Below are 19,969 nucleotides of genomic sequence, written 5' to 3' on the forward strand. Positions count from 1 at the left end.
ATTTGCTGGCAGTTGTTACCAGCCAAACAACTCGCAGGCATTGCGGCTACTGGCCTCTGCCAGCGCCTCGACATCAACACCCATTACCTCGGCCAGCGCCCCGGCAATCTCCGGCAGATGCTCCGGGCTGTTCCTCATCCCCGGGTACATCACCGGTGCCATGTCTGGTGCATCGGTCTCCAGCACCACACTCTCCAGCGGCAACCGCGCCAAGGTCTTGCGTAGCCGCAGTGCCTGTGGCCACGTCGCGGCACCGCCAAGCCCAAGCTTGAAGCCCAGCTTGATGTACTCGCGGGCCTCTTCATAACTGCCGGCAAACGCATGGATCACCCCCGCCCGCGCCGGCTTGTAGCGCTTGAGCGTGGCAATCACCTGCGCATGGCTACGGCGCACATGCAACAGCGAAGGCAGTTCGAAGTCGCAGGCCATTTGCAGTTGCGCTTCAAACAGGTCTTGCTGGCGCGTTTTGTCCAGGTTTTCGAGGTAGTAGTCCAGGCCAAATTCGCCCACGGCACACAGCCGCGAGTCGCCGTGCAGGCGCTCCAGCCATTCGCGCAACTGAACGAGGTGCTCCGGGCGGTGCTGGTCGAGGTAGACCGGGTGCAGGCCAAGCGCCGCGAACAGGCGTTGATCGGCGCAAGCCAGGTCCCACACCCGCTGAAAATTCGCCTGGTACACCCCCAACACCACCATCCGCTCCACCCCACGCGCCGCCGCGTTGGCCAGCAGGCACGGGCGGTCGGCGTCGAAGTCGGGGAAGTCCAGGTGGGTGTGGGTGTCGATCAGGCGCATGTTCAGGCCGCTGTGATGCGTTGCTTGAAGGTGCGGCCGACGGCATGTACGCCGGGTTCGTAGCGTTTTTCCTCGATTGCGGCCAGGGCCAGTTCCAGCGCGGTAGCGGCAATCAGGCCATGTTGCTGGGCCATGGCGTTGACCGGCAACGGCAGAAAGTCGAGCAACTGGTTATCGCCGAAGGTGCCCAACTGCAACTGGCGCGAATCGGCAGGGCGCGCCTGCAGGGTGTCGAACACCCCTTGCAGCAGCACATACGAAGTGGTCACCAGTGCATCCGGCAGGCCACCCAGGTCGTCGATCAATTGCTGCATCAAGCGCTGGCCGCACTCGCGGCTGAACGCTTCGCCCTGATAGCGGCGCACTTCACCTGCATAGCCTTGCAGGGCTTCGTCGAACCCGCCGGCACGGGCCTGGCTGACGGACAGTTCTGGGCGGGCGCCGATCAGGGCGATGCTGCGTGGGGTGGCGCTGAGCAGGCTGGCGGCCAGTTGGCGGCTGGCATCGCGATCATCGCTGATCACCGAACAGAAGTGCGCAGGGTCCAGGCGGCGGTCGATGGCGATCACGGGCAGGCCTTTGTCCTGCAAATCGCGGTAGCTGTCGTCTTCCGGCGGCAGGCAGCTGGCGACGAACAGCGCGTCACACCGACGGGCGCGGAACAGTTGCTGCAACTGGCGCTCGCTGTCGGGCTGGTCGTCGCTGCTGGCGATCAGCAACTGGTAGCCACGCGCGCGGGCGCCTTGCTCCAGTTGCTTGGCAATGCGGGCGTAGCTGGGGTTCTCCAGATCCGGGAGAATGAAGCCCAGGGTACGGGTGTGCCGGCTGCGCAGGCCAGCGGCCTGCGGGTTGGGGGTGAAGCCGTGGGCTTCGACCACCGCACGCACCCGCTCGACAGTGGTGCTGCTGATGCGCTGCTGTTCAGCCTTGCCGTTGATGACGTAGCTGGCTGTGGTCACGGACACACCGGCCAGACGGGCGATATCGCTGAGTTTCACCGAATTTTCCTTGTTATTTCCGGGGCTGGCTGTAAGGCCGGACCGGGTAGTTTGACCCAGCGCAGGCTTCACGCGCAGACGACCATTGTCGCAATTGTCCGACAGGATGGGGCTTTTTACCGGGCAGATTATCGAGTAACGTGGCCGTCTGGTCAGATTAAACGTTTCAGCCGCCGAATTTTCTGCCTCGGCTGCCCTCTGTGCAAGGCTGTGAACTGGCCCTTCATGTGAATTTCACAACAATACTCCAGTACCCGACCGGGAACTGCAAAAGGAGAAGGTCATGCTCGAGCTCGCCAAGGAGCAGATAGCCATGGGCCAGACGGCCGCCGACAAAGCCGAGGCGTTGCGCCTGCTGGCGGACCGGCTGGTCGCTGATGGCTTGGTCGCCGAGGGTTACCTGCAAGGGCTGCAAGCCCGTGAGGCCCAAGGCTCAACGTTCCTTGGCCAGGGCATCGCCATCCCCCATGGCACGCCGCAAACCCGCGACCTGGTGCACGCCACCGGCGTGCGCCTGTTGCAGTTTCCTGAAGGCGTGGACTGGGGTGACGGGCAAATGGTCTACCTGGCCATTGGTATTGCCGCCCGCTCCGATGAACACCTGCGCCTGCTGCAACTGCTGACCCGCGCCTTGGGCGAGACCGACCTGGCCGAAGCACTGCGCCGGGCCAGCTCTGCCGAAGCGTTGCTCAAGCTGCTGCAAGGTGCGCCTCAGGAGCTGGCGCTGGATGCGCAGCTGGTCGGCCTGAACGTGCCGGCTGAAGATTTCGACGAACTGGCCTGGCGTGGTGCCCGCCTGCTGCAGCGCGCCGACTGTGTCGACAGCGGCTTTGCCGCCGTGCTGCAACAGGCTGAGCCGCTGCCATTGGGTGAGGGCCTGTGGTGGCTGCACAGCGAGCGCCAGGTGCGCCAACCGGGCCTGGCCTTCATCACCCCGCAGCAGCCACTGCGTTATCGCGACCAGCCGCTCAACGGCCTGTTCTGCCTGGCCAGCCTTGGCGCCGCCCACCAGGCTTTGCTTGAGCGCCTGTGCGAAGTGCTGATCGAAGGGCGCGGTCAGATGCTCTACCAGGCCACCAGCAGCCGTGCGGTGCTGGAAGTACTGGGTGGCGAGGCGCTGCCGGACTGGCCCAGCGCGCGCATCGTGCTGGCCAACCCGCATGGCTTGCATGCGCGCCCGGCCAAGGTGCTGGCGCAACTGGCCAAAGGCTTCGAGGGCGAGATCCGGGTGCGGCTGGTCGACAGTGCGCAGCCGGCGGTGTCGGTGAAGAGCCTGAGCAAGCTGCTCAGCCTCGGCGCCCGCCGTGGCCAGACGCTGGAGTTGGTGGCCGAACCGGGCATCGCCGCCGATGCCTTGCCGGTGTTGCTGGCTGCCATCGAACAGGGCCTGGGTGAAGAGGTCAAGCCGCTGCCGCAAAGTGCGGCCCGCGTAGCCAGTGTTGCGACCGACGTGCTGCAAGCCCCTGTGGCCGGTAGTTGCATCCAGGGCGTGGGCGCTGCCCCTGGCATTGCCAGCGGCCCGGCGCATGTGTGTGTCGAGCGTGAGTTCGATTATCCGCTGCGTGGCGAATCCAGTGTTCTGGAGCGGCAAAAGCTGCGTGAGGCCATAGCGGCGGTGGACAGCGACCTGCAGGCTTTGGTGAAGCGCAGCGACAAGGCCATTGGCGAGATCTTCGTCACCCACCAGGAAATGCTCGCCGACCCGGCCCTGACCGACGATGTCGAACAGCGCCTTGCCCAAGGCGAAAGCGCTGCGGCAGCCTGGATGGCGGTAATCGAAGCCGCAGCCCGTCAGCAGGAGGCGTTGCACGATACCTTGCTGGCCGAGCGCGCCGCCGACCTGCGTGACATTGGCCGCCGCGTGCTGGCGCAATTGTGCGGCGTGCAGGCTCAGGTTGAGCCCGAGCAACCTTATGTGCTGGTGATGACCGAAGTCGGCCCGTCCGATGTGGCGCGGCTGGACCCAAGCCGGGTTGCCGGTATCGTTACCGCCCAGGGCGGCGCGACCGCCCACAGTGCCATCGTCGCCCGCGCTTTGGGCATCCCGGCGGTGGTCGGCGCAGGTGCGTCGATACTGTTGCTGGAGCGTGGCACGCCGCTGCTGCTCGACGGCCAACGCGGTGTGGTCAGCGTGGCGCCGCCAGCCGATGAGCTGCAACGGGCGCTGGCCGAGCGCGACCTGCGCGAGCAAAGGTTGCAGGCCGCCTGGGCCAACCGCTTCGAGCCCGCGGTCACCCGCGATGGCCATGCCGTGGAAGTGTTCGCCAACATCGGTGACAGCAACGGCATCGCCAAGGTGGTGGAGCAGGGCGCTGAAGGCGTGGGCCTGCTGCGCACCGAACTGATTTTCATGGCCCACCCCCAGGCCCCGGACGTGCCCACCCAGGAAGCCGAGTACCGCCGCGTGCTCGATGGCCTGGACGGGCGGCCGTTGGTGGTGCGCACCCTTGATGTCGGCGGCGACAAGCCGCTGCCGTACTGGCCGATCGCTTCCGAGGAAAACCCCTTCCTGGGTGTGCGCGGCGTACGCTTGACCCTGCAGCGCCCACAGATCATGGAAGACCAGTTGCGTGCCTTGCTGCGGGCTGCCGACAAGCGTCCGCTGCGTATCATGTTCCCGATGGTTGGCCAGGTGCACGAGTGGCGCGAGGCGCGGGCCATGGTCGAGCGCCTGCGTGCAGAGACCCCGGTGGCCGACCTGCAACTGGGCATCATGGTCGAAGTGCCCTCGGCGGCCTTGCTGGCGCCGCAACTGGCGCGCGAAGTGGACTTCTTCAGCATCGGTACCAACGACCTGACCCAGTACACCTTGGCCATCGACCGTGGCCACCCGAGCCTTTCGGCCCAGGCCGATGGCCTGCACCCGGCGGTGCTCAGCTTGATCGACATGACCGTGCGCGCTGCCCATGCCCACGGCAAATGGGTGGGCGTGTGCGGCGAGTTGGCGGCCGACCCGCAGGCGGTGCCTGTGCTGTTGGGGCTGGACGTTGACGAGCTCAGCGTGTCTGCGCGCAGCATCGCCGAAGTCAAGGCCCTGGTTCGCCAGGCCGATCACCAGACGGCCCGCGCCCTGGCGCACGAGGCCCTGCAACAAGACAGCGCTGCGGCAGTTCGCGCGCTGGTGGAGCGTTACTGAATGGCCAAGATCCTCACCCTCACCCTGAACCCGGCGCTGGATATCACCATCGGCCTGGACACCTTGCGCCCTGGGCAGGTCAATCGCAGCCAGGCACAACAGAGCCATGCGGCGGGCAAGGGGCTCAACGTTGCCCAGGTATTGGCCGACCTGGGGCACAGCGTGACCGTCGGCGGCTTCCTTGGGCAGGATAACCTGCAGCCGTTCGAAGCACTGATCCAGTGGCGCGGCTTTGCTGACTGCTTTGTTCGCGTGCCGGGCGAAACCCGCAGCAACATCAAGCTGGTGGAAGCGGATGGCCGCGTCACCGACATTAACGGCCAGGGCCCGGAGGTCGATGAGGCGGCGCGTAGCGCGTTGCTACGCCGCCTGGAGCAGGTCGCCCCGGGCCATGACGCCGTGGTGGTAGCGGGTAGCTTGCCATGTGGGATCAGCGCCGAGTGGTTCCGCCAACTGCTTGAGCAACTGAAGGCCCAAGGTCTCAAGGTGGCCCTGGACAGCAGCGGCGAAGCCTTGCGTGTCGGCCTGCAAAGCGCGCCCTGGCTGGTAAAGCCCAATACCGAAGAGTTGGGCGAAGTGCTTGGTCTGGCTGTGGATAACCTGGCGCAGCAACGTGCCGCCGCTGAGCGTCTGCTGGCCAGCGGTGTCGAACACGTCGTGGTTTCGGCGGGCGAGCAGGGCGTCAGCTGGTTCGCCCGCGACCTGGCCGTACACGCCAGCCCACCCAAGGTGCGGGTCGCCAGCACGGTGGGGGCGGGGGATTCGCTGGTAGCCGGCATGGTCCATGGCCTGTTGCAGGGCGAGCCGCCTGCGCAGACGTTGACCCGTGCCACCGCGATTGCCGCCCAGGCCGTCACCCAGGTTGGTTTCGGCATCCGTGACCGCGAGCAACTGGCGCGTCTGGAAGCGGCCGTGCAACTGACAGAGCAACAAGAGGGTTGCCGATGAACATTGCCATTGTCACCGCCTGCCCTAACGGCCAGGTGTCGAGTGTGCTGAGCGCACGCTTGTTGTCCGCCGCTGCCCAGCGGCGTGGCTGGAGTACCAGTGTCGAAGTGCAGGAAGCCGGGCACCCCGAACGGCAACTGAGTGCGCAGCAGATCGCCGAGGCCGACTGGGTGCTGGTAGTCAGCACTGGCGCAGTGGACCTGGCCCGCTTCGTCGGCAAGCGCGTGTACCAGAGCACACCCGCCCAGGCGCTGGCCGACCGCGAAGGTTTCCTTGATGAGGCAGCAGCCAACGCACAGCCGTGGGTGGCAGCATCAGGCACCCCAGGCGCCGTTGGCAGCTCTGTCACGCGTATCGTTGCGGTCACTGCTTGCCCGACCGGTGTTGCGCACACATTCATGGCCGCAGAAGCCTTGCAGCAAGCTGCGCAACAAATGGGCTACCAGCTCACGGTCGAAACCCAGGGTTCGGTCGGTGCGCGCAACCCCTTGTCTGCCGAGTCCATCGTTGAGGCGGATGTGGTGCTGCTGGCCGCTGACATCGAAGTGCCCACTGCGCGGTTTGCCGGCAAGCGCATCTACCGTTGTGGCACCGGCATCGCCCTCAAGCAGGCCCATGCCACGCTGGACAAGGCCCTGGCCGAAGCCAAGGTGGAAAACGGTGCCGATGCCACAGCGGCCGCCACCACGACAAAGGGCGAGAAGACCGGTGTGTACAAGCACCTGCTTACCGGTGTGTCGTTCATGCTGCCCATGGTGGTGGCCGGCGGGCTGCTGATTGCCCTGTCGTTTGTGTTTGGCATCGAGGCCTACAAAGAGCCAGGCACCTTGCCTGCGGCGTTGATGCAGATCGGCGGCGAAGCCGCGTTCAAGCTGATGGTGCCGTTGTTGGCAGGCTATATCGCCTGGTCCATCGCCGACCGCCCTGGGCTTGCCCCCGGCATGATCGGTGGCTTGCTGGCCAGTACCTTGGGCGCGGGCTTCATCGGTGGCATTGTCGCCGGCTTCCTTGCCGGTTACAGCGCCAAGGCCATTGCCCGATGGGCGCGCTTGCCCACCAGCCTGGAAGCACTCAAGCCGATCCTGATCATTCCGCTGTTGGCCAGCCTGTTCACCGGCCTTGTGATGATTTATGTGGTCGGCCAGCCAGTGGCGGCCATGCTCGAAGGGCTTACGCACTTCCTCGACAGCATGGGCACCACCAATGCCATCCTGTTGGGGCTGTTGCTGGGTGGCATGATGTGCGTCGACCTTGGCGGGCCGATCAACAAGGCTGCCTATGCCTTCTCGGTAGGGTTATTGGCGTCGTCGAGCTACGCACCGATGGCAGCCACCATGGCCGCTGGCATGGTGCCGCCGATCGGCCTGGGCATCGCCACCTTCCTGGCCCGGCGCAAGTTTGCCCAGAGCGAGCGCGAGGCCGGCAAGGCAGCCTTGGCGCTGGGCTTGTGCTTCATTTCCGAAGGGGCGATCCCGTTCGCAGCCAAGGACCCGCTGCGGGTGATCCCGGCCAGTGTCGTCGGTGGTGCACTGACCGGGGCGTTGTCGATGTACTTCGGTTGCAAGCTGATGGCGCCGCATGGCGGCTTGTTCGTGCTGCTGATCCCCAATGCGATCAACCATGCCCTGCTGTATTTGTTGGCGATCGTGGCGGGTAGCCTGGTGACGGCGGTGGTGTATGCGGTGATCAAGAAGAGCGAGCGGGTGGAGTTGGCCGTAGCGCCGGTGAAAGGTTAAAGATCTGGGTAGGCTCCACTGGCCCTATCGCCGGCAAGCCAGCTCCCACAGGTACAGCGCATCTCCAGAAGCCAGCGCGATCCTGTGGGCGCTGGCTTGCCGGCGATAGGGCCCTAACAGGTCAGCGCCGATGCTTCTGCCGCAACGGCACCAGCAGATCACCCAGCCCGTTGTGGTCGATCTCATGCATCAGCGCCAGCAACCCACCCAGCTCCCCCGCCGGAAACCCCTTGCGCGCAAACCACGCCAGATAGTCGCCCGGCAAGTCGGCAATGATCCGCCCCTGGTACTTGCCAAACGGCAGGGTCCGGGTCACCAGCAGTTCGAGGGTTTCCGGCTTCATTTTCGGCGCACCTGGCTGTGGAAAAGTGCCGACCATACTGCAATCTGCACGAGCGCCCAAGCGGCGATCATGCAGAACGCCCTCATACGTCGCTAATCGTTAAAGTGTAAGTTGCTGTTTTTTATAGATTTATTTTTATTCAATGGCTTGGCACGAACACTGCTCCCTTACAGATGACTATCACCTGCCAAGGAGTTCGTACCATGAGCAACCCCAACAAAGACGTGATCGATGTGCTCAACGACCTGATCGAGTACAGCAAGGATGGCGAGAAGGGCTTCAAGACTTCGGCCGATGATGTGAAGAACCCTGAGTTGAAAGCGTTCTTCGTTCAGCGCGCTGGCGAGTGCGCCAACGCCGCAGGCGAACTGCAGAGCGAAGTTCGCCGTCTGGGCGGCGACCCGGAAACCTCCACCAGCATCAGCGGCGACCTGCACCGTGGCTGGGTCAACCTGAAGTCGATGGTCACCGGCAAAGATGAAGAAGCGGTGCTCAACGAGGTGGAGCGTGGCGAAGACCATGCGCTTAAAGCCTACAAGGAGGCCCGCGAGAAACTGGTGAAACTGGGCCGCACTGCCAGCGACATGACCTACAGCCTGGTGGAAAAGCAGCTACAAGGCGTGCAGCGCAACCATGACCAGGTCAAGGCCTTGCGCAACGCCGCCCGCGCTCGCGCCTAGGCGCCAGGCCCCTCTACCCGGTTGCGGCCCTTGGCTTTGGCCTGGTAGAGCGCTTCGTCCGCGGCACCCAGCACCCTGGCCAGGTCGTGTTGGGTGCCGGACAGGCCGATACCGATGCTCACCGTAACGGCGTGGGCATCATCGGCAAACGGTGCCAACGCCTCGACACTGGCACGAATGCGCTCGGCCAACAGCCGTGCGCCAGCCAAGTCGGTTTCGGGTAGCACCACCTGAAATTCCTCCCCACCGTAACGTGCAGCCAAGTCAGCCGGACGTCGGATGCATGCCTCGATGGTTTTGGCCACTTCGCGCAGGGCATGGTCGCCACCTGCATGGCCATGGCGCTGGTTGAACGCCTTGAAATGGTCCACGTCCACCATCAGCACCGCCAGCGGCTTGCGATTGCGCTGTGCACGAGCCCACTCCTGGCGTAGCACCTGGTCCAGGCGGCGGCGGTTGGCCAGGCCGGTCAGGCTGTCAGTGGCGGCCAACGTCGCCAGGCCTTGCTCGGCTTCCTGGCGGCGGCGCAGTTCGCGGCCCAGCAGCAGGGTTAGCCAGAGAATGCCCACGCACAGCACGCCAGTGGCGACGCTGACCAGAATCGCGGTGCGCCGCCACGACTGGAACACTTCGTCGGCCGAATGCACCACCAGTACGATCAATGGCAGCTGCGCGACCCGGGCGAAGGTGTACATGCGCGGGCTACCGTCGGTGCCAGAGCGGGCAGTGAAGTTGCCGCTTTGCTCGTTGAGAATGCGCTGGAAGTTGGGGCGGGCGGCATAGTTGGTGCCGATCAGCGGGTCTTGGGGGCGCGAAGGCTGGCGGGCGAGTAGCTGTCCGTCGGTATTGAACAGGTTAATGCTGCTGTCGTCGCCAATGTCCAGGCGCTGGAACAGCTCGCTGAAGTACGACAGGCGCAGTGCCCCTGCCGCCAGCCCGGCGAATTCGCCATTGGGGCCAGAGATACGCCGGCTGAAACTGATACACCAGTCCAGGTCGCCAAGTTTGGCCTTGAACGGTGGGCCCACCAACAGGCCGAGGTTGGCGTTGTTCTGATGCGCCTTGAACACCCCGGTATCGCCGAAGTTGGCCTTGCGCGGCACGCTGTTGGTGGAGTCGCCCACCACATTGCCTTGCTTGTCCAGCCACAGCACATCACCGCGCTTGCGGTCGACGAAGGCCTCGTTGAACAGCAGGCGCTGGCGCAGCGGGCCGGGGATTTCCGGCAGCTCCTTGCGCCCAACGGCCCAGATCAGGCCCTGCAGGGACTGATCGTAGAGTTCAGCGTTGCGCAGGATATCGCTTTCGATCAACTGGACGATGTTGTTGGACGAGCGAATGGCCGACAGCTCTACGCTGTCGCGTTCACGCGCCAGCAAGTAGCTGACGATGGCGACGATGGCGAGCACGGCAAGGCAGCTGCCCAGATTGAGGGTCAGCTCGGGGTGCGACCTGAGGAATGCGAAACGCGATAATCGGGTGGGCATGCTCGCTACTGCGTGGGCAGGGCCATTCGCGGCGGCGACATTCTAGGGAAGCGCGGATTGTCGGACAAGATTTGTCCGACGGAATCACGGTGTGCTGTATTTCAGATTCACACCAGACCCTGTGGGAGCGGGTTCACCCGCGAACACCGGCGAAGCCGGTGCCCAACACCGCGGTGCCTTCTTCGCGGGTAAACCCGCTCCCACAGGGGTTATGTGTGAAGCCTAAAAAACGGGATCAGAACACGTTCAGCGGATAATCCACGATCACCCGCACTTCATCGTTGTCGCTGTTGCTGTCGATCGACGCATAACCCTGGCTACCACGGTGGGTGGCATAGCGCACCAGCACCGACAGGTCTTTCAGGTCACCCTCCTGGAACACATACTTCACGTCCAGGTCACGTTCCCAGTGCATGGCGTTCTTGCCATCTTCACGGTAGTAGTCGTAGTGGGTGGTGTCCTTGACGGCTTTGGTCAGGTCAGCCTCACCGCGCGAGTACGACAGCGAAGTGCTCAGGCCAGGCACGCCCACACCGGCGAAGTCATAGTTGTACTGCAACTTCCACGAACGCTCGTTCGGCGCGTTGAAGTCCGAGTACATGCGCGAGTTGTCCAGGTACACGCTGTCGCCCAGGTTGATGTAGTCGAACGGCGTGTTGCCATTGACCCGCTGGTAGGCGGCGGTGACGCTGTGGAACCCGGCGTTGACGGTGAAGTGCACGCTGTAGGTGTTGTTGTCGATCTTGCCCAGCAGGGCCTGGCCGGTGTCCTGGGTGTGGTAGAAGTGCACGCCCGGGTTCAGGCTGACCAGGTCGTTGACCACATAGGTGTAGTCGAAGTCAGCGTAGTACTGGTTCCAGATGTCCTTCAGCTCGGCGGCGTACAGGTTGGCGGTGATGTTCTCGGTACCGCTCCACGACGCGCCGGCCCAGTTCAGGTGCTTGCTCTTGTCGTGCTCGTTCAGCGAACCGTAGTAGGTGTCGATGCGGCGGTGGCCGCTCTGGTTGTACGGGTGGGTGAAGCTCACCTGGCCGCCTTCGAGCAGCAGGCCGTCGATGCTGGTGTTGGTCAGGCTCACACCGCGGAAGGTCTGCGGCAGCATGCGGGTTTCGCCGCCAGCGATCACCGGGTTGGTGAGGAACAGGTCACCGGCTTTCAGCTCGGTGTCGAATGCTTTCAGCTTGACTGCGGCGCCCGCTGTGGAGAACGAATGCGGGGCAGCGCCCAGTTCGCCGTCGTCCTTGATGTGCTCGGGCAGGATGCTGGTGCCGGCATGGCCGCCACCGCCATCGAGCTTGAGGCCCAGCATGGCATGGGCATCCAGGCCAAAGCCGACCACACCCGGGGTGTAGCCCGACTCGAAGCGCGCAACCGCGCCCTGGCCCCATTCGCGGGTGTCACGCACGCCGGCGTTGTGGTTGTCGCGGTTGAAGTAGGCATTTCGGAAATGCAGGTTGAAGGACGACCCTTCGATGAAGCCATCAGCCTTGTCTTCATCTGCCTGGGCGGCGAAAGGGATCGTTGCAGTCAACGCAATGAACAGCGGGGTAAAACGAAACGCGGAAGGCACCGGTACTAGCTCCTTTGGTATGACGGTGGGGCAGTTGTTATTTTTGAATGTGCGTCTTTTTTATAGGTAGACGTTACAGCCGGGCTGAGCGTTAAAGCACATAAAAAAAGCCGCTGATTGGCAGCGGCTTTAAAAGGCTAACATATCGGCACCGGTGGTGCCCATGGCGTAGCCAAGGGAAATCGGGAGCAGCAACAGCGCTTGATCAGCTGTCGGCATTGGCATCGACAGAAACTTTGGAAGCGGTCTGTTTTGCGTCTTTGGCGGCGTCAGACTTGTTTGCAGCTACCGCGTCGCGGGCCTCTTGGTGGACGGCGGCGAGCGCAGCATTACGGGTGACGAAAGCGCTGGATTCTTCGGCCATGGCCAGGGGCGACAACAACAGGGAAGACAGGACGAAAACGCTGGCAATACCCATACTGTTGGACATTTGAAACTACCTTCTTGCGATGCAAGTGCTAATGAGGACGGGGGTAAAGTTAGTCCTTTCAATGCACTGGAAACAGAGCGAAGTGCGATAAGCACTGTTGCACAAAAGGTAACGATCACAGCAAAAGCAATAGGACTTTCGGCGAAAACCCCCATGCTAGACAGCCTACGCGGGTTATACGGGCCGCGTTGGCCTAGCGGCTGGCAACTGGATGCCGAAGGTATTGGCCCCCGCATCACTGCGCACAAACACCCCGCCCCCATGCATCAGCGCAATCGCCTTGACGATGGCCAACCCCAACCCATGGTTACCCCCACCGCTGTTGCTGCGCGCCGCGTCTACCCGGTAGAAGCGTTCGAACAGCAACGGTAGGTGCTCATCGTCAATCGCCGGCCCTGGGTTGCTCACGGCGATGCTGACCTGCTCCGGCCCGGCATCGATCTGCACCTGAATCACCTGGTGCGGCGCGGTGTGCTGCACGGCGTTGTTCAGCAGGTTGATCAGCGCCCGGCGCAGTTGGGCCTTTTCGATAGGGGCTTGAGCATCGCCGGTCACGTTCACGCTGACTTGCGCGTCTTCGAGGATGTAGTCCAGGTAATCGAGGGTGGTCGCCACTTCCTCGGCCAGCGAGGCCTGGGCCAGGGCCGTGGCTTTGCTGCCCTGGTCAGCACTGGCCAGGAAAAGCATATCGTTGATGATGCTGCGCAGGCGCTCCAGCTCTTCCAGGTTCGATTGCAGCACTTCGAAGTAGTGCTCTGCACTGCGGCCACGCGTCAGCGCCACTTGGGTCTGGCCGATCAGGTTGGTCAGCGGTGAGCGCAGTTCGTGGGCCACGTCGGCGTTGAAGGCTTCCAGGCGCGAGTAGGCCTGGCTGACGCGGTCGAGCGCAGCGTTGAAGGCGCCGGCAAACTGCGCCAGTTCCGGGGGCAGGGCGTGGGTTTGCAAGCGCCCATCCAGACGTGGCGGGGCCAGGGACTGGGCTTCATTGGATAATGCCAGCAATGGGCGAAGGCCGATGCGCGCCACCCAGTATCCCAGCACGGAGGCCAGCAGTACGCCGAGCACTGCCAACCCGACAATCGCCACCAGCAGGCTGTGCTGGGCCTGCCAGAAGGTTTCCGTGTCGATGCCGATCAGAAAGCGCAGCGGCGGCCGTTCGCCCAGTGCTGGCAGTTCGCTGACCAGCACCTTGTAAGGGTAGGGCCGGTCGGGCAGGCGCAGGTCGCGCATACCCTGCGGGCCTTCGGCGAAGGCATGTACCAGCTCGCTAGGGTGGCCGTACTCGTAGGTCGGGTTGCTGCTGACCACCCAGAAACGGATGCGCTTGTCTTCCTCGCTGAGCAGGTTGAGCTTGTTGTTGATCTTGGCCCAGTGATCCGGCGTACCGAAGCGGTTGAGGGTGGATTCGAGCACGCTGAAGCGTGCATCCAGTTCGGCCTGCGGCAGCAGGTCGAGGCTGCGATCAACCTGGCGGTACAGTGCCGAGCCGATCAGCAGGAACACCCCCAGTGCCACCAGGATGAACAGCGCCGACAGGCGCAGGGCGATGGAATTACCCCGCACGGTTTTCCAGGACATAGCCCATGCCTCGGATGGTGTGCAACAGCTTGTTATCGAAGGGCCCGTCCAGCTTGGCGCGCAGCCGCTTGATTGCCACTTCGACAACGTTGGCATCGCTGTCGAAGTTGATGTCCCAGACCAGCTCGGCAATCGCCGTCTTCGACAGGATTTCACCCTGCCGCCGGGCCAGCACGCTCAGCAGCGAGAACTCCTTGGCAGTCAGGTCCAGGCGTTGACCGGCGCGGGTGGCCTTGCGCGCCATCAGGTCGATCCACAGGTCCGCCACCTGCACCTGCAGCGGTTCGTGGCTGCTGCTGCGGCGGGTCAGTGCCTGTAGGCGGGCGACCAGTTCAAGGAACGAAAACGGCTTGCCCAAGTAGTCGTCGGCACCCTCACGCAGGCCGTGGATGCGGTCTTCGACCCGTTCGCGGGCGGTCAGCATGATCACCGGCGTTTGCTTGCGTGCGCGCAAGGCACGCAGCACGCCATAACCGTCCAGGCCGGGCAGCATCACATCCAGCACGATCACCGCGTAGTCGCCCTCAAGGGCCAGGTGCAGGCCATCGATGCCGTCCCGCGCCAGGTCCACGGTAAAGCCTTGTTCGCTCAGGCCGCGATGCAGGTAGTCGGCGGTTTTTTCTTCGTCTTCGATGATCAGCACACGCATGGTCTTGTCCTAGCTGGCACTTGGCGCTGCCGCACGGGCAGCCTGGTGGCGGTGGAACAGGCGCTCCAGGGCCAAGTATATGACCGGGGTGGTGAACAGCGTCAGGGCCTGGCTCACCAGCAGGCCACCCACCACAGCAATGCCCAGTGGCTGGCGCAGCTCGGCACCCGTACCAAAGCCGAACATCAGCGGTACCGCGCCCAGCAAGGCCGCCAACGTAGTCATGATGATCGGTCGGAAGCGCGTCAGGCATGCCTGGTGAATCGCCTGCTCCGGTGTCAGGCCATGATGGCGCTGGGCTTCAAGGGCGAAGTCGATCAGCAGGATGCCGTTTTTCTTGACGATACCGATCAGCAGCACCACGCCGATCAGCCCCATGATGCTGAAATCCTGGCCCATGGCCCACAGCAATATCAGCGCGCCCAAACCCGCCGAGGGCAGGGTGGAGATGATGGTCAGTGGGTGGACGAAGCTTTCGTACAGCACGCCGAGGATGATGTACACCGCCACCAGCGCCGCCAGGATCAGCCAGGGCTGGCTCGACAACGAACTCTGAAAGGCCTGCGCTGCACCCTGGAAGTTGCCGCTGATGGCGTCGGGCATGCCCAGCTCGCGCTGGGTGCGGTCGAGGATGCTCACTGCATCACCCAAGGCCACGCCGGGGGCCAGGTTGAACGACAGGTTGGCTGCCGGGAACAGGCCGTCGTGGCTGATCGACAGAGGCCCGGTACCAGGCGGCGCCACATGGGCAACGGCCGACAGCGGCACCATCTCGTTGCTCAGCGGCGAGCGCAGGTAGAAGTAGTTCAGGCTCTCGGCCTTGCCGCGCTGGCGGGCATCCAGTTCAAGGATCACCTTGTACTGGTTAGTGTCGGTCTGGAATTCGCTGATCTGCCGCTGGCCGAAGGCATCGTACAGGGCCTGGTCGACGTCGGTGGTGGTCAGGCCGAAACGCGCTGCGGCCTGGCGGTCGATGTCGATGCGGGTGACGCTGGCGCCCAGTTGCAGGTCGCTGGACAGGTCGCGGAACGCCGGGTTTTCCCGCAGGCGGTCGGTCAGGCGCTGGGTCCACAGGTTCAGTGCCTCGCCGTCGTTGCTCTTGAGCACATACTGGTACTGGGTGCGGGAGGGGCCGGAGCTGAGGTTGATGTCCTGGCCTGCACGCATGTACAGGACAATGCCCGGTACCTGGGCCAGCTTGGGCCGCAACCGGTCGATCAGCTCGCTGGCCGACACGTCACGCTCGCCGCGCGGCTTGAGGGCTATCCAGAAGCGGCCGTTGGCGATGGTCTGGTTGCTGCCGGTAACGCCCACCGAGTGGGAGAACGCACGCACCGCAGGGTCTGCCCCGATGATCTTGGCCAGCGCCTGGTGCTTTTCGATCATCGACGGGTACGACACATCCGCCGCTGCCTCGCTGGTGCCCAAGATGAAACCGGTGTCCTGCAGCGGGAAGAAACCTTTTGGGATGGCCACATAACCGGCCACCGCCAGCGCCAGGGTCACGCCGAATACACCCAAGGTCAGGCGCTGGTGGGCGAGGGCGCGGTTCAGGCCCTTTTCGTACCATTTGACCAGGCGCTCGCCAAAGCCACCCTTGTGCTCACCGGGTGGGCGGCGCATGAACAGCGCGCAGAGCGTGGGTGCCAGGGTCAACGAGACCACCACCGAAATCAGGATGGTGGCAGTGGCGGTAAGGGCAAACTCCTTGAACAGCCGCCCGACCACGCCGCCCATGAACAGCAGTGGAATGAACGCGGCGATCAGCGAGAAACTGATCGACACCACGGTAAAGCCGATTTCCCCGGCGCCCTTGAGCGCCGCCGTGCGGCTGTCGTCGCCGGCTTCCAGGTGGCGGTGGATGTTTTCCACCACCACGATGGCATCGTCGACCACGAAGCCCACGGAGATGACGATGGCCACCAGGGTGAGGTTGTTGAGGCTGAATCCGAGGATGTACATCAACGCGCAGCTGGCGATCAGCGAGACACCGAGCACGCTGGACACCACCATGGTCGCCGACCACTGGCGCAGGAACAGCGCCATCACCCCGATCACCAGGGCCACGGCAATCATCAGCGTCAGCTCAACCTCGTGCAGCGAGGCGCGGATGGTCTGGGTGCGGTCCTGTAGCACTGACACTTCGACCGAGGCCGGCAGCATCTCTTGCAACTTGGGCAGGGCGGCCAGTACCCGATCCACGGTATCGACGATGTTGGCGCCGGGCTGGCGGAAGATGACCAGGTTCAGCCCCGGCTGGTCGCCGGACCAGGCTTTGACGTAGGCGTTTTCGGCGCCGTTGATGACCTTGGCCACGTCCTTCAGGTGCACGGGGGCGCCGTCGCGGTACGAGACGATCAGTTGCGCATAGTCCTCGGGGTGGAACAGCTGGTCGTTGGCGGCGATGGTCGACACGCTGTGCTCGCCGTACAGCGCGCCCTTGGCCAGGTTGAGGCTGGTCTGCTGGATGGCCTGGCGCAGGTCGGCCAGGGTCAGGCCGATGGCGGCCAGCTTCTCGGGCTGCGCCTGTACGCGGATTGCCGGACGCAACTGGCCGGTGATGTTGATCAGGCCCACCCCGTCGATCTGGCTCAGTTGGCGGGCCAGCAGGGTTTCGGTGTAGTCGCTCAGGTCATTGCCGGGCATTTGGTTGGAACTGACTGTCAGCACCAGCACCGGGCTGTCGGCCGGGTTGACCTTGCGCCAGGTCGGCGGGTTGGGCAGGTCTTGTGGCAGGCGTGCGGTGGCGGTGTTAATTGCTGCCTGCACTTCCTGGGCGGCGGTATCGATGTTCTTGTCGAGGGTGAACTGCAGGATCAGGGTGGTCGAACCCAGTGCGCTGCTGCTGGTCATCTGGGTCATGCCGGGGATGGCGCTGAACTGCACCTCCAGCGGCGTGGCCACCGACGAGGCCATGGTTTCCGGGCTGGCGCCGGGCAACTGGGCAGTAACCTGAATGGTCGGGAAGTCCGCCTCCGGCAAGGGCGCCACTGGCAAGCGCGGGAAGGCGATGGCCCCCAGCAGCACCAGGGCGAAGGTCAGCAGCAGGGTGGCGATGGGGTGGTCGATGCACCAGGCGGAAACACCGTTGCGCGTGTTCATGGCTGGCTCCGGCGGTCGGCCATTTCCGACGGCGCGGGCGCATCAGGCGTGACCTCGACCCGCGAGCCTGGTTTGAGCCTTGACTGGCCATCGAGTACCAGGCGCTCGCCCGGTTTGACCCCGGCAATGATGTTCAGCCCACTGTCCTGGTACAGCACCTTGACCGGCACGCTGGTGACCTTGTCGCCGTCCAGGCGGTAGACGAAGTGCCCGTCGACGCCGCGTTGCACCACGGGCGGCGGCACCACCAGGGCGTTCTCTTCGACGGCGGTGCGCAGGCGAAGGGTGACCAACTGGCCCGGCCACAGATGGCCGTCCTTGTTGTCGAATTCGGCTTTCACCCTCACGGTGCCGGTGGTGGCGGAAATCTGGTTGTCGATCAGCGCCAGGTGGCCTTCGCCGAGCAGGCTACGCTCGCCGTCGGCGTCCATGTATGCCTGCACCAATGCTGGGGTGGGTGCCTTCAACAGGCTTTGCAGGGTTGGCAGCATCTGCTGTGGCAGGGCGAATTCGACGGCGATCGGGTCGATCTGGGTGACGCTGAACAGGCCTTGGGTGTCGCTGGTGCGTACCAGGTTGCCCGGGTCGACATTGCGAATGCCGACGCGCCCGGTGACCGGCGAACGGATTTGCGTGTAGGAAAGCTGCACTTCGGCGTTGGCGATGGCGGCCTGGTTGCCCTTGACGGTGGCCTGCAACTGGTTGACCAGCGCCTGTTGCTGGTCGAGGGTTTGCTTCGAGACGCCGTCATCGCTGCTGAGCAGGCGGTAGCGCTTGAGGTCGACGCCGGCCACCTGGATCTGCGCCTGGCTCTGGCCGAGCAGGGCACGGGCCTGGTCGAGGCTGGCGCGGATGCTGCGGTCGTCGAGGGTGGCGAGCAGGTCGCCTTCCTTGACCCATTGCCCTTCCTTGACCAGCACTTGGGTGAGCACCCCCTCGACTTGTGGCCGCACCTCGACGCTGTGCAGCGACAGCACTGTTCCGATGGCACTGGTGTAGCGCGGCACGTCTTGCTGGGCGACGCTGACCACGCGAACCGGCACGGCGGTTTGCGCGCGGGCGACCGGTGCGGGCTGGCGCTGGCTGTACCAGCTGCCCGCAACCACCAGGACGAGCAGCGCCAGGGCGGCGAGGATGACAGAGCGGGACGGACGTCGCATCGGTGCGGGCACCTTGGCCAGAGGGGAGGGAAGGAGGGTCTGTATACAGCTTATAGCCCCCGAACCGGGTCGGCAGCGTGACCGCTGGCTGACAGCCGTGTCAGTTTCGCTCACGGCAGAATGCGATCCCGTGTAGGAGCGGCCTTGTGTCGCGATCGGGCCGCGAAGCGGCCCCGGCAATCTATTTGGTAACGCTGAAATCCTGGGGCTGCTTCGCAGCCCGATCGCGACACAAGGCCGCTCCTACAAGGGGACCGCGTAGGTCTTGTCTAGAAACCAATGAACGCGTAATACACCGGAGTTTCGCTGGTAGTGCGCAAACCAAGCCCCTGCAAGCTCGCGACCAGCGCCTCATCCTGCACATGCAAGGTCCACTGCCCCCCGTCATCCCCCGGCACCTGCGCCAGCGCCGAGGCAAACGCCCCCATGTCCGGCAGGTAAGCAGTAAAACCATTACCCTTGAGCGCACTGGTGGTCATGCCCAGCGCCTGGCACACCGTCACCTTGGCCGCAATGTCATCCCGGTCGGCCTGCCGCGAGGCTTGCACCAGCGCTTCGAGTTCGGCATCGACCAGTTGCGTACCGTGGATCAGTTCCGGCCCCTGCTGCCAGGCTTCCGGCGGGCAGTCCTTGTTGTCCGGACGCAGCGGAATGTGTGGGTTGATCTCCACCGGGTAGATGCGACAGACCAGCGGGCGCTGGTCGTAGATAGTGCAAAGGTCGTTGTCGTCGAGGTTACGGCAGCGCCCAGGGTTGAACGCAGCAAAGGTCACCGACACGCGTGCTTCGCTGTCGCCGCAGTGCACGGGATGGGAGCGACGCAGTACATGCTCGCGCTGATCAGCCGGCATGCCGGGGCCGTCGGTGACGAACGCCTCGATCAGCACCACCACCTGGCCGGCATCGTCCGCCCAGCGTCGCGCTTCATCAAGGGTCAGCGGCACATGGTGCCCGGTGCAGCACTTGCCGCAACCGGTACAGCCGAATCGCAAGCTGTCGCTCACTTGGCCTCCGGGCTCCATTCGCTGACAAAGGCACGCTGGTGCTGGCGGTCGTACAGGCACAGCTCGGTACCGGTGCGTTGCTGCATGTGCTTCTGAGGGTAGACGCCTTCGATCAGCAGGGCACTCATGCCGACCTGGTCATCGAACTCGGCGGGCTTGCCGCGTGCGTGGGCGTTCTTGAACTGGCTGGCGGCCAGGCAGGCCTTGAGCATCTGCTGGCGCTGCTCGTTCCAGGCCTGGCTGCTGGAGGCCTGGGCAGCACCGCTGAAGAGGGCGCAGCTGATCAGGATGGAGCTGAAAAACTTCATACGCGATTCCGGCAGTTTTCTCACGAGGGGCGCGAATTATGCCCGGCT

The 19,969-nt window shown here is 64.2% G+C and carries 16 protein-coding genes; 4 read left to right on the plus strand and 12 right to left on the minus strand.

Annotation, left to right across the window (positions count from 1 at the left end; translation table 11 throughout):
- Positions 1 to 15: 15 nt before the first annotated feature.
- Together QQL85_RS01000 and cra are read right to left on the minus strand one after the other, a co-directional pair.
- On the minus strand, positions 16 to 792 hold the full coding sequence (locus tag QQL85_RS01000; protein WP_284356232.1) for a TatD family hydrolase: 777 nt from the start codon (positions 790 to 792) through the stop codon (positions 16 to 18).
- Between the two features lie 2 nt (positions 793 to 794).
- A complete protein-coding gene (gene cra / locus QQL85_RS01005) occupies positions 795 to 1,790 on the minus strand; it encodes a catabolite repressor/activator (RefSeq protein ID WP_284356231.1) in 996 nt (331 codons plus the stop codon).
- Between the two features lie 283 nt (positions 1,791 to 2,073).
- Between cra and ptsP the strand changes: the two genes are divergently transcribed.
- The 3 genes from ptsP to QQL85_RS01020 are packed head-to-tail and all read left to right on the plus strand — an operon-like array spanning position 2,074 to position 7,610.
- Positions 2,074 to 4,926 (plus strand): phosphoenolpyruvate--protein phosphotransferase, encoded by a 2,853-nt coding sequence (gene ptsP, locus QQL85_RS01010; protein ID WP_284356230.1) that lies wholly within the window; start codon positions 2,074 to 2,076, stop codon positions 4,924 to 4,926.
- Entirely contained in the window at positions 4,927 to 5,874 is a 948-nt protein-coding gene (pfkB, locus tag QQL85_RS01015; RefSeq protein WP_284356229.1) for a 1-phosphofructokinase, read from the plus strand.
- Entirely contained in the window at positions 5,871 to 7,610 is a 1,740-nt protein-coding gene (locus tag QQL85_RS01020) for a PTS fructose-like transporter subunit IIB (RefSeq protein WP_284356228.1), read from the plus strand. The genes pfkB and QQL85_RS01020 overlap by 4 nt, the downstream gene beginning before the upstream one ends.
- A 121-nt stretch (positions 7,611 to 7,731) precedes the next feature.
- Here QQL85_RS01020 and QQL85_RS01025 read toward each other — a convergent pair whose 3' ends face one another.
- Entirely contained in the window at positions 7,732 to 7,953 is a 222-nt protein-coding gene (locus QQL85_RS01025; RefSeq protein ID WP_284356227.1) for a DUF3820 family protein, read from the minus strand.
- 203 nt (positions 7,954 to 8,156) lie between these two features.
- On the opposite strand from QQL85_RS01025, the gene QQL85_RS01030 reads away from it, so the two are divergent.
- Positions 8,157 to 8,633, plus strand: a complete 477-nt coding sequence (locus QQL85_RS01030; protein WP_284356226.1) for a ferritin-like domain-containing protein — start codon at positions 8,157 to 8,159, stop codon at positions 8,631 to 8,633.
- On the opposite strand, the gene QQL85_RS01035 is transcribed toward QQL85_RS01030, so the two are convergent.
- The 9 genes from QQL85_RS01035 to QQL85_RS01075 all read right to left on the minus strand — a co-directional run bounded on the left by QQL85_RS01035 (position 8,630) and on the right by QQL85_RS01075 (position 19,921).
- The gene (locus QQL85_RS01035; protein ID WP_284356225.1) at positions 8,630 to 10,120 is read right to left on the minus strand and encodes a sensor domain-containing diguanylate cyclase; all 1,491 of its coding nucleotides are present in this window, start codon (positions 10,118 to 10,120) and stop codon (positions 8,630 to 8,632) included. The two genes, QQL85_RS01030 and QQL85_RS01035, sit on opposite strands and share 4 nt — an antisense overlap.
- A gap of 235 nt (positions 10,121 to 10,355) precedes the next feature.
- Complete coding sequence (locus QQL85_RS01040; RefSeq protein ID WP_284356224.1) at positions 10,356 to 11,690, minus strand: OprD family porin; 1,335 nt, start codon at positions 11,688 to 11,690, stop codon at positions 10,356 to 10,358.
- 205 nt (positions 11,691 to 11,895) lie between these two features.
- Positions 11,896 to 12,120, minus strand: a complete 225-nt coding sequence (locus QQL85_RS01045) for a hypothetical protein (protein WP_019099753.1) — start codon at positions 12,118 to 12,120, stop codon at positions 11,896 to 11,898.
- Positions 12,121 to 12,294: 174 nt separating this feature from the next.
- Positions 12,295 to 13,698: a heavy metal sensor histidine kinase gene (locus QQL85_RS01050; RefSeq protein ID WP_284356223.1), complete on the minus strand. Its 1,404-nt coding sequence runs from the start codon at positions 13,696 to 13,698 to the stop codon at positions 12,295 to 12,297.
- A complete protein-coding gene (locus QQL85_RS01055) occupies positions 13,673 to 14,347 on the minus strand; it encodes a heavy metal response regulator transcription factor (protein ID WP_012270545.1) in 675 nt (224 codons plus the stop codon). Before QQL85_RS01055 ends, QQL85_RS01050 begins: the two co-directional genes overlap by 26 nt.
- A 9-nt stretch (positions 14,348 to 14,356) precedes the next feature.
- Positions 14,357 to 17,449 (minus strand): multidrug efflux RND transporter permease subunit, encoded by a 3,093-nt coding sequence (locus QQL85_RS01060; protein WP_284356222.1) that lies wholly within the window; start codon positions 17,447 to 17,449, stop codon positions 14,357 to 14,359.
- On the minus strand, positions 17,446 to 18,609 hold the full coding sequence (locus QQL85_RS01065) for an efflux RND transporter periplasmic adaptor subunit (protein ID WP_284356221.1): 1,164 nt from the start codon (positions 18,607 to 18,609) through the stop codon (positions 17,446 to 17,448). The genes QQL85_RS01060 and QQL85_RS01065 overlap by 4 nt, the downstream gene beginning before the upstream one ends.
- Before the next feature lie 269 nt (positions 18,610 to 18,878).
- On the minus strand, positions 18,879 to 19,613 hold the full coding sequence (locus QQL85_RS01070; RefSeq protein ID WP_284356220.1) for a YkgJ family cysteine cluster protein: 735 nt from the start codon (positions 19,611 to 19,613) through the stop codon (positions 18,879 to 18,881).
- Positions 19,610 to 19,921: a hypothetical protein gene (locus QQL85_RS01075; protein ID WP_284356219.1), complete on the minus strand. Its 312-nt coding sequence runs from the start codon at positions 19,919 to 19,921 to the stop codon at positions 19,610 to 19,612. The genes QQL85_RS01070 and QQL85_RS01075 overlap by 4 nt, the downstream gene beginning before the upstream one ends.
- Positions 19,922 to 19,969: the final 48 nt, after the last annotated feature.

Source organism: Pseudomonas putida (assembly GCF_030159595.1).
GTDB lineage: Bacteria > Pseudomonadota > Gammaproteobacteria > Pseudomonadales > Pseudomonadaceae > Aquipseudomonas > Aquipseudomonas putida_AC.

What these genes read in the sequence shown, in the direction of transcription:
- QQL85_RS01000 (WP_284356232.1), bottom strand. Translation starts at nt 792, where the DNA reads ATGCGCCTGATCGACACCCACACCCACCTGGACTTCCCCGACTTCGAC.
- ptsP (WP_284356230.1), top strand. Translation starts at nt 2,074, where the DNA reads ATGCTCGAGCTCGCCAAGGAGCAGATAGCCATGGGCCAGACGGCCGCC.
- pfkB (WP_284356229.1), top strand. Translation starts at nt 4,927, where the DNA reads ATGGCCAAGATCCTCACCCTCACCCTGAACCCGGCGCTGGATATCACC.
- QQL85_RS01020 (WP_284356228.1), top strand. Translation starts at nt 5,871, where the DNA reads ATGAACATTGCCATTGTCACCGCCTGCCCTAACGGCCAGGTGTCGAGT.
- QQL85_RS01025 (WP_284356227.1), bottom strand. Translation starts at nt 7,953, where the DNA reads ATGAAGCCGGAAACCCTCGAACTGCTGGTGACCCGGACCCTGCCGTTT.
- QQL85_RS01030 (WP_284356226.1), top strand. Translation starts at nt 8,157, where the DNA reads ATGAGCAACCCCAACAAAGACGTGATCGATGTGCTCAACGACCTGATC.
- QQL85_RS01035 (WP_284356225.1), bottom strand. Translation starts at nt 10,120, where the DNA reads ATGCCCACCCGATTATCGCGTTTCGCATTCCTCAGGTCGCACCCCGAG.
- QQL85_RS01045 (WP_019099753.1), bottom strand. Translation starts at nt 12,120, where the DNA reads ATGTCCAACAGTATGGGTATTGCCAGCGTTTTCGTCCTGTCTTCCCTG.
- QQL85_RS01050 (WP_284356223.1), bottom strand. Translation starts at nt 13,698, where the DNA reads ATGTCCTGGAAAACCGTGCGGGGTAATTCCATCGCCCTGCGCCTGTCG.
- QQL85_RS01055 (WP_012270545.1), bottom strand. Translation starts at nt 14,347, where the DNA reads ATGCGTGTGCTGATCATCGAAGACGAAGAAAAAACCGCCGACTACCTG.
- QQL85_RS01060 (WP_284356222.1), bottom strand. Translation starts at nt 17,449, where the DNA reads ATGAACACGCGCAACGGTGTTTCCGCCTGGTGCATCGACCACCCCATC.
- QQL85_RS01065 (WP_284356221.1), bottom strand. Translation starts at nt 18,609, where the DNA reads ATGCGACGTCCGTCCCGCTCTGTCATCCTCGCCGCCCTGGCGCTGCTC.
- QQL85_RS01075 (WP_284356219.1), bottom strand. Translation starts at nt 19,921, where the DNA reads ATGAAGTTTTTCAGCTCCATCCTGATCAGCTGCGCCCTCTTCAGCGGT.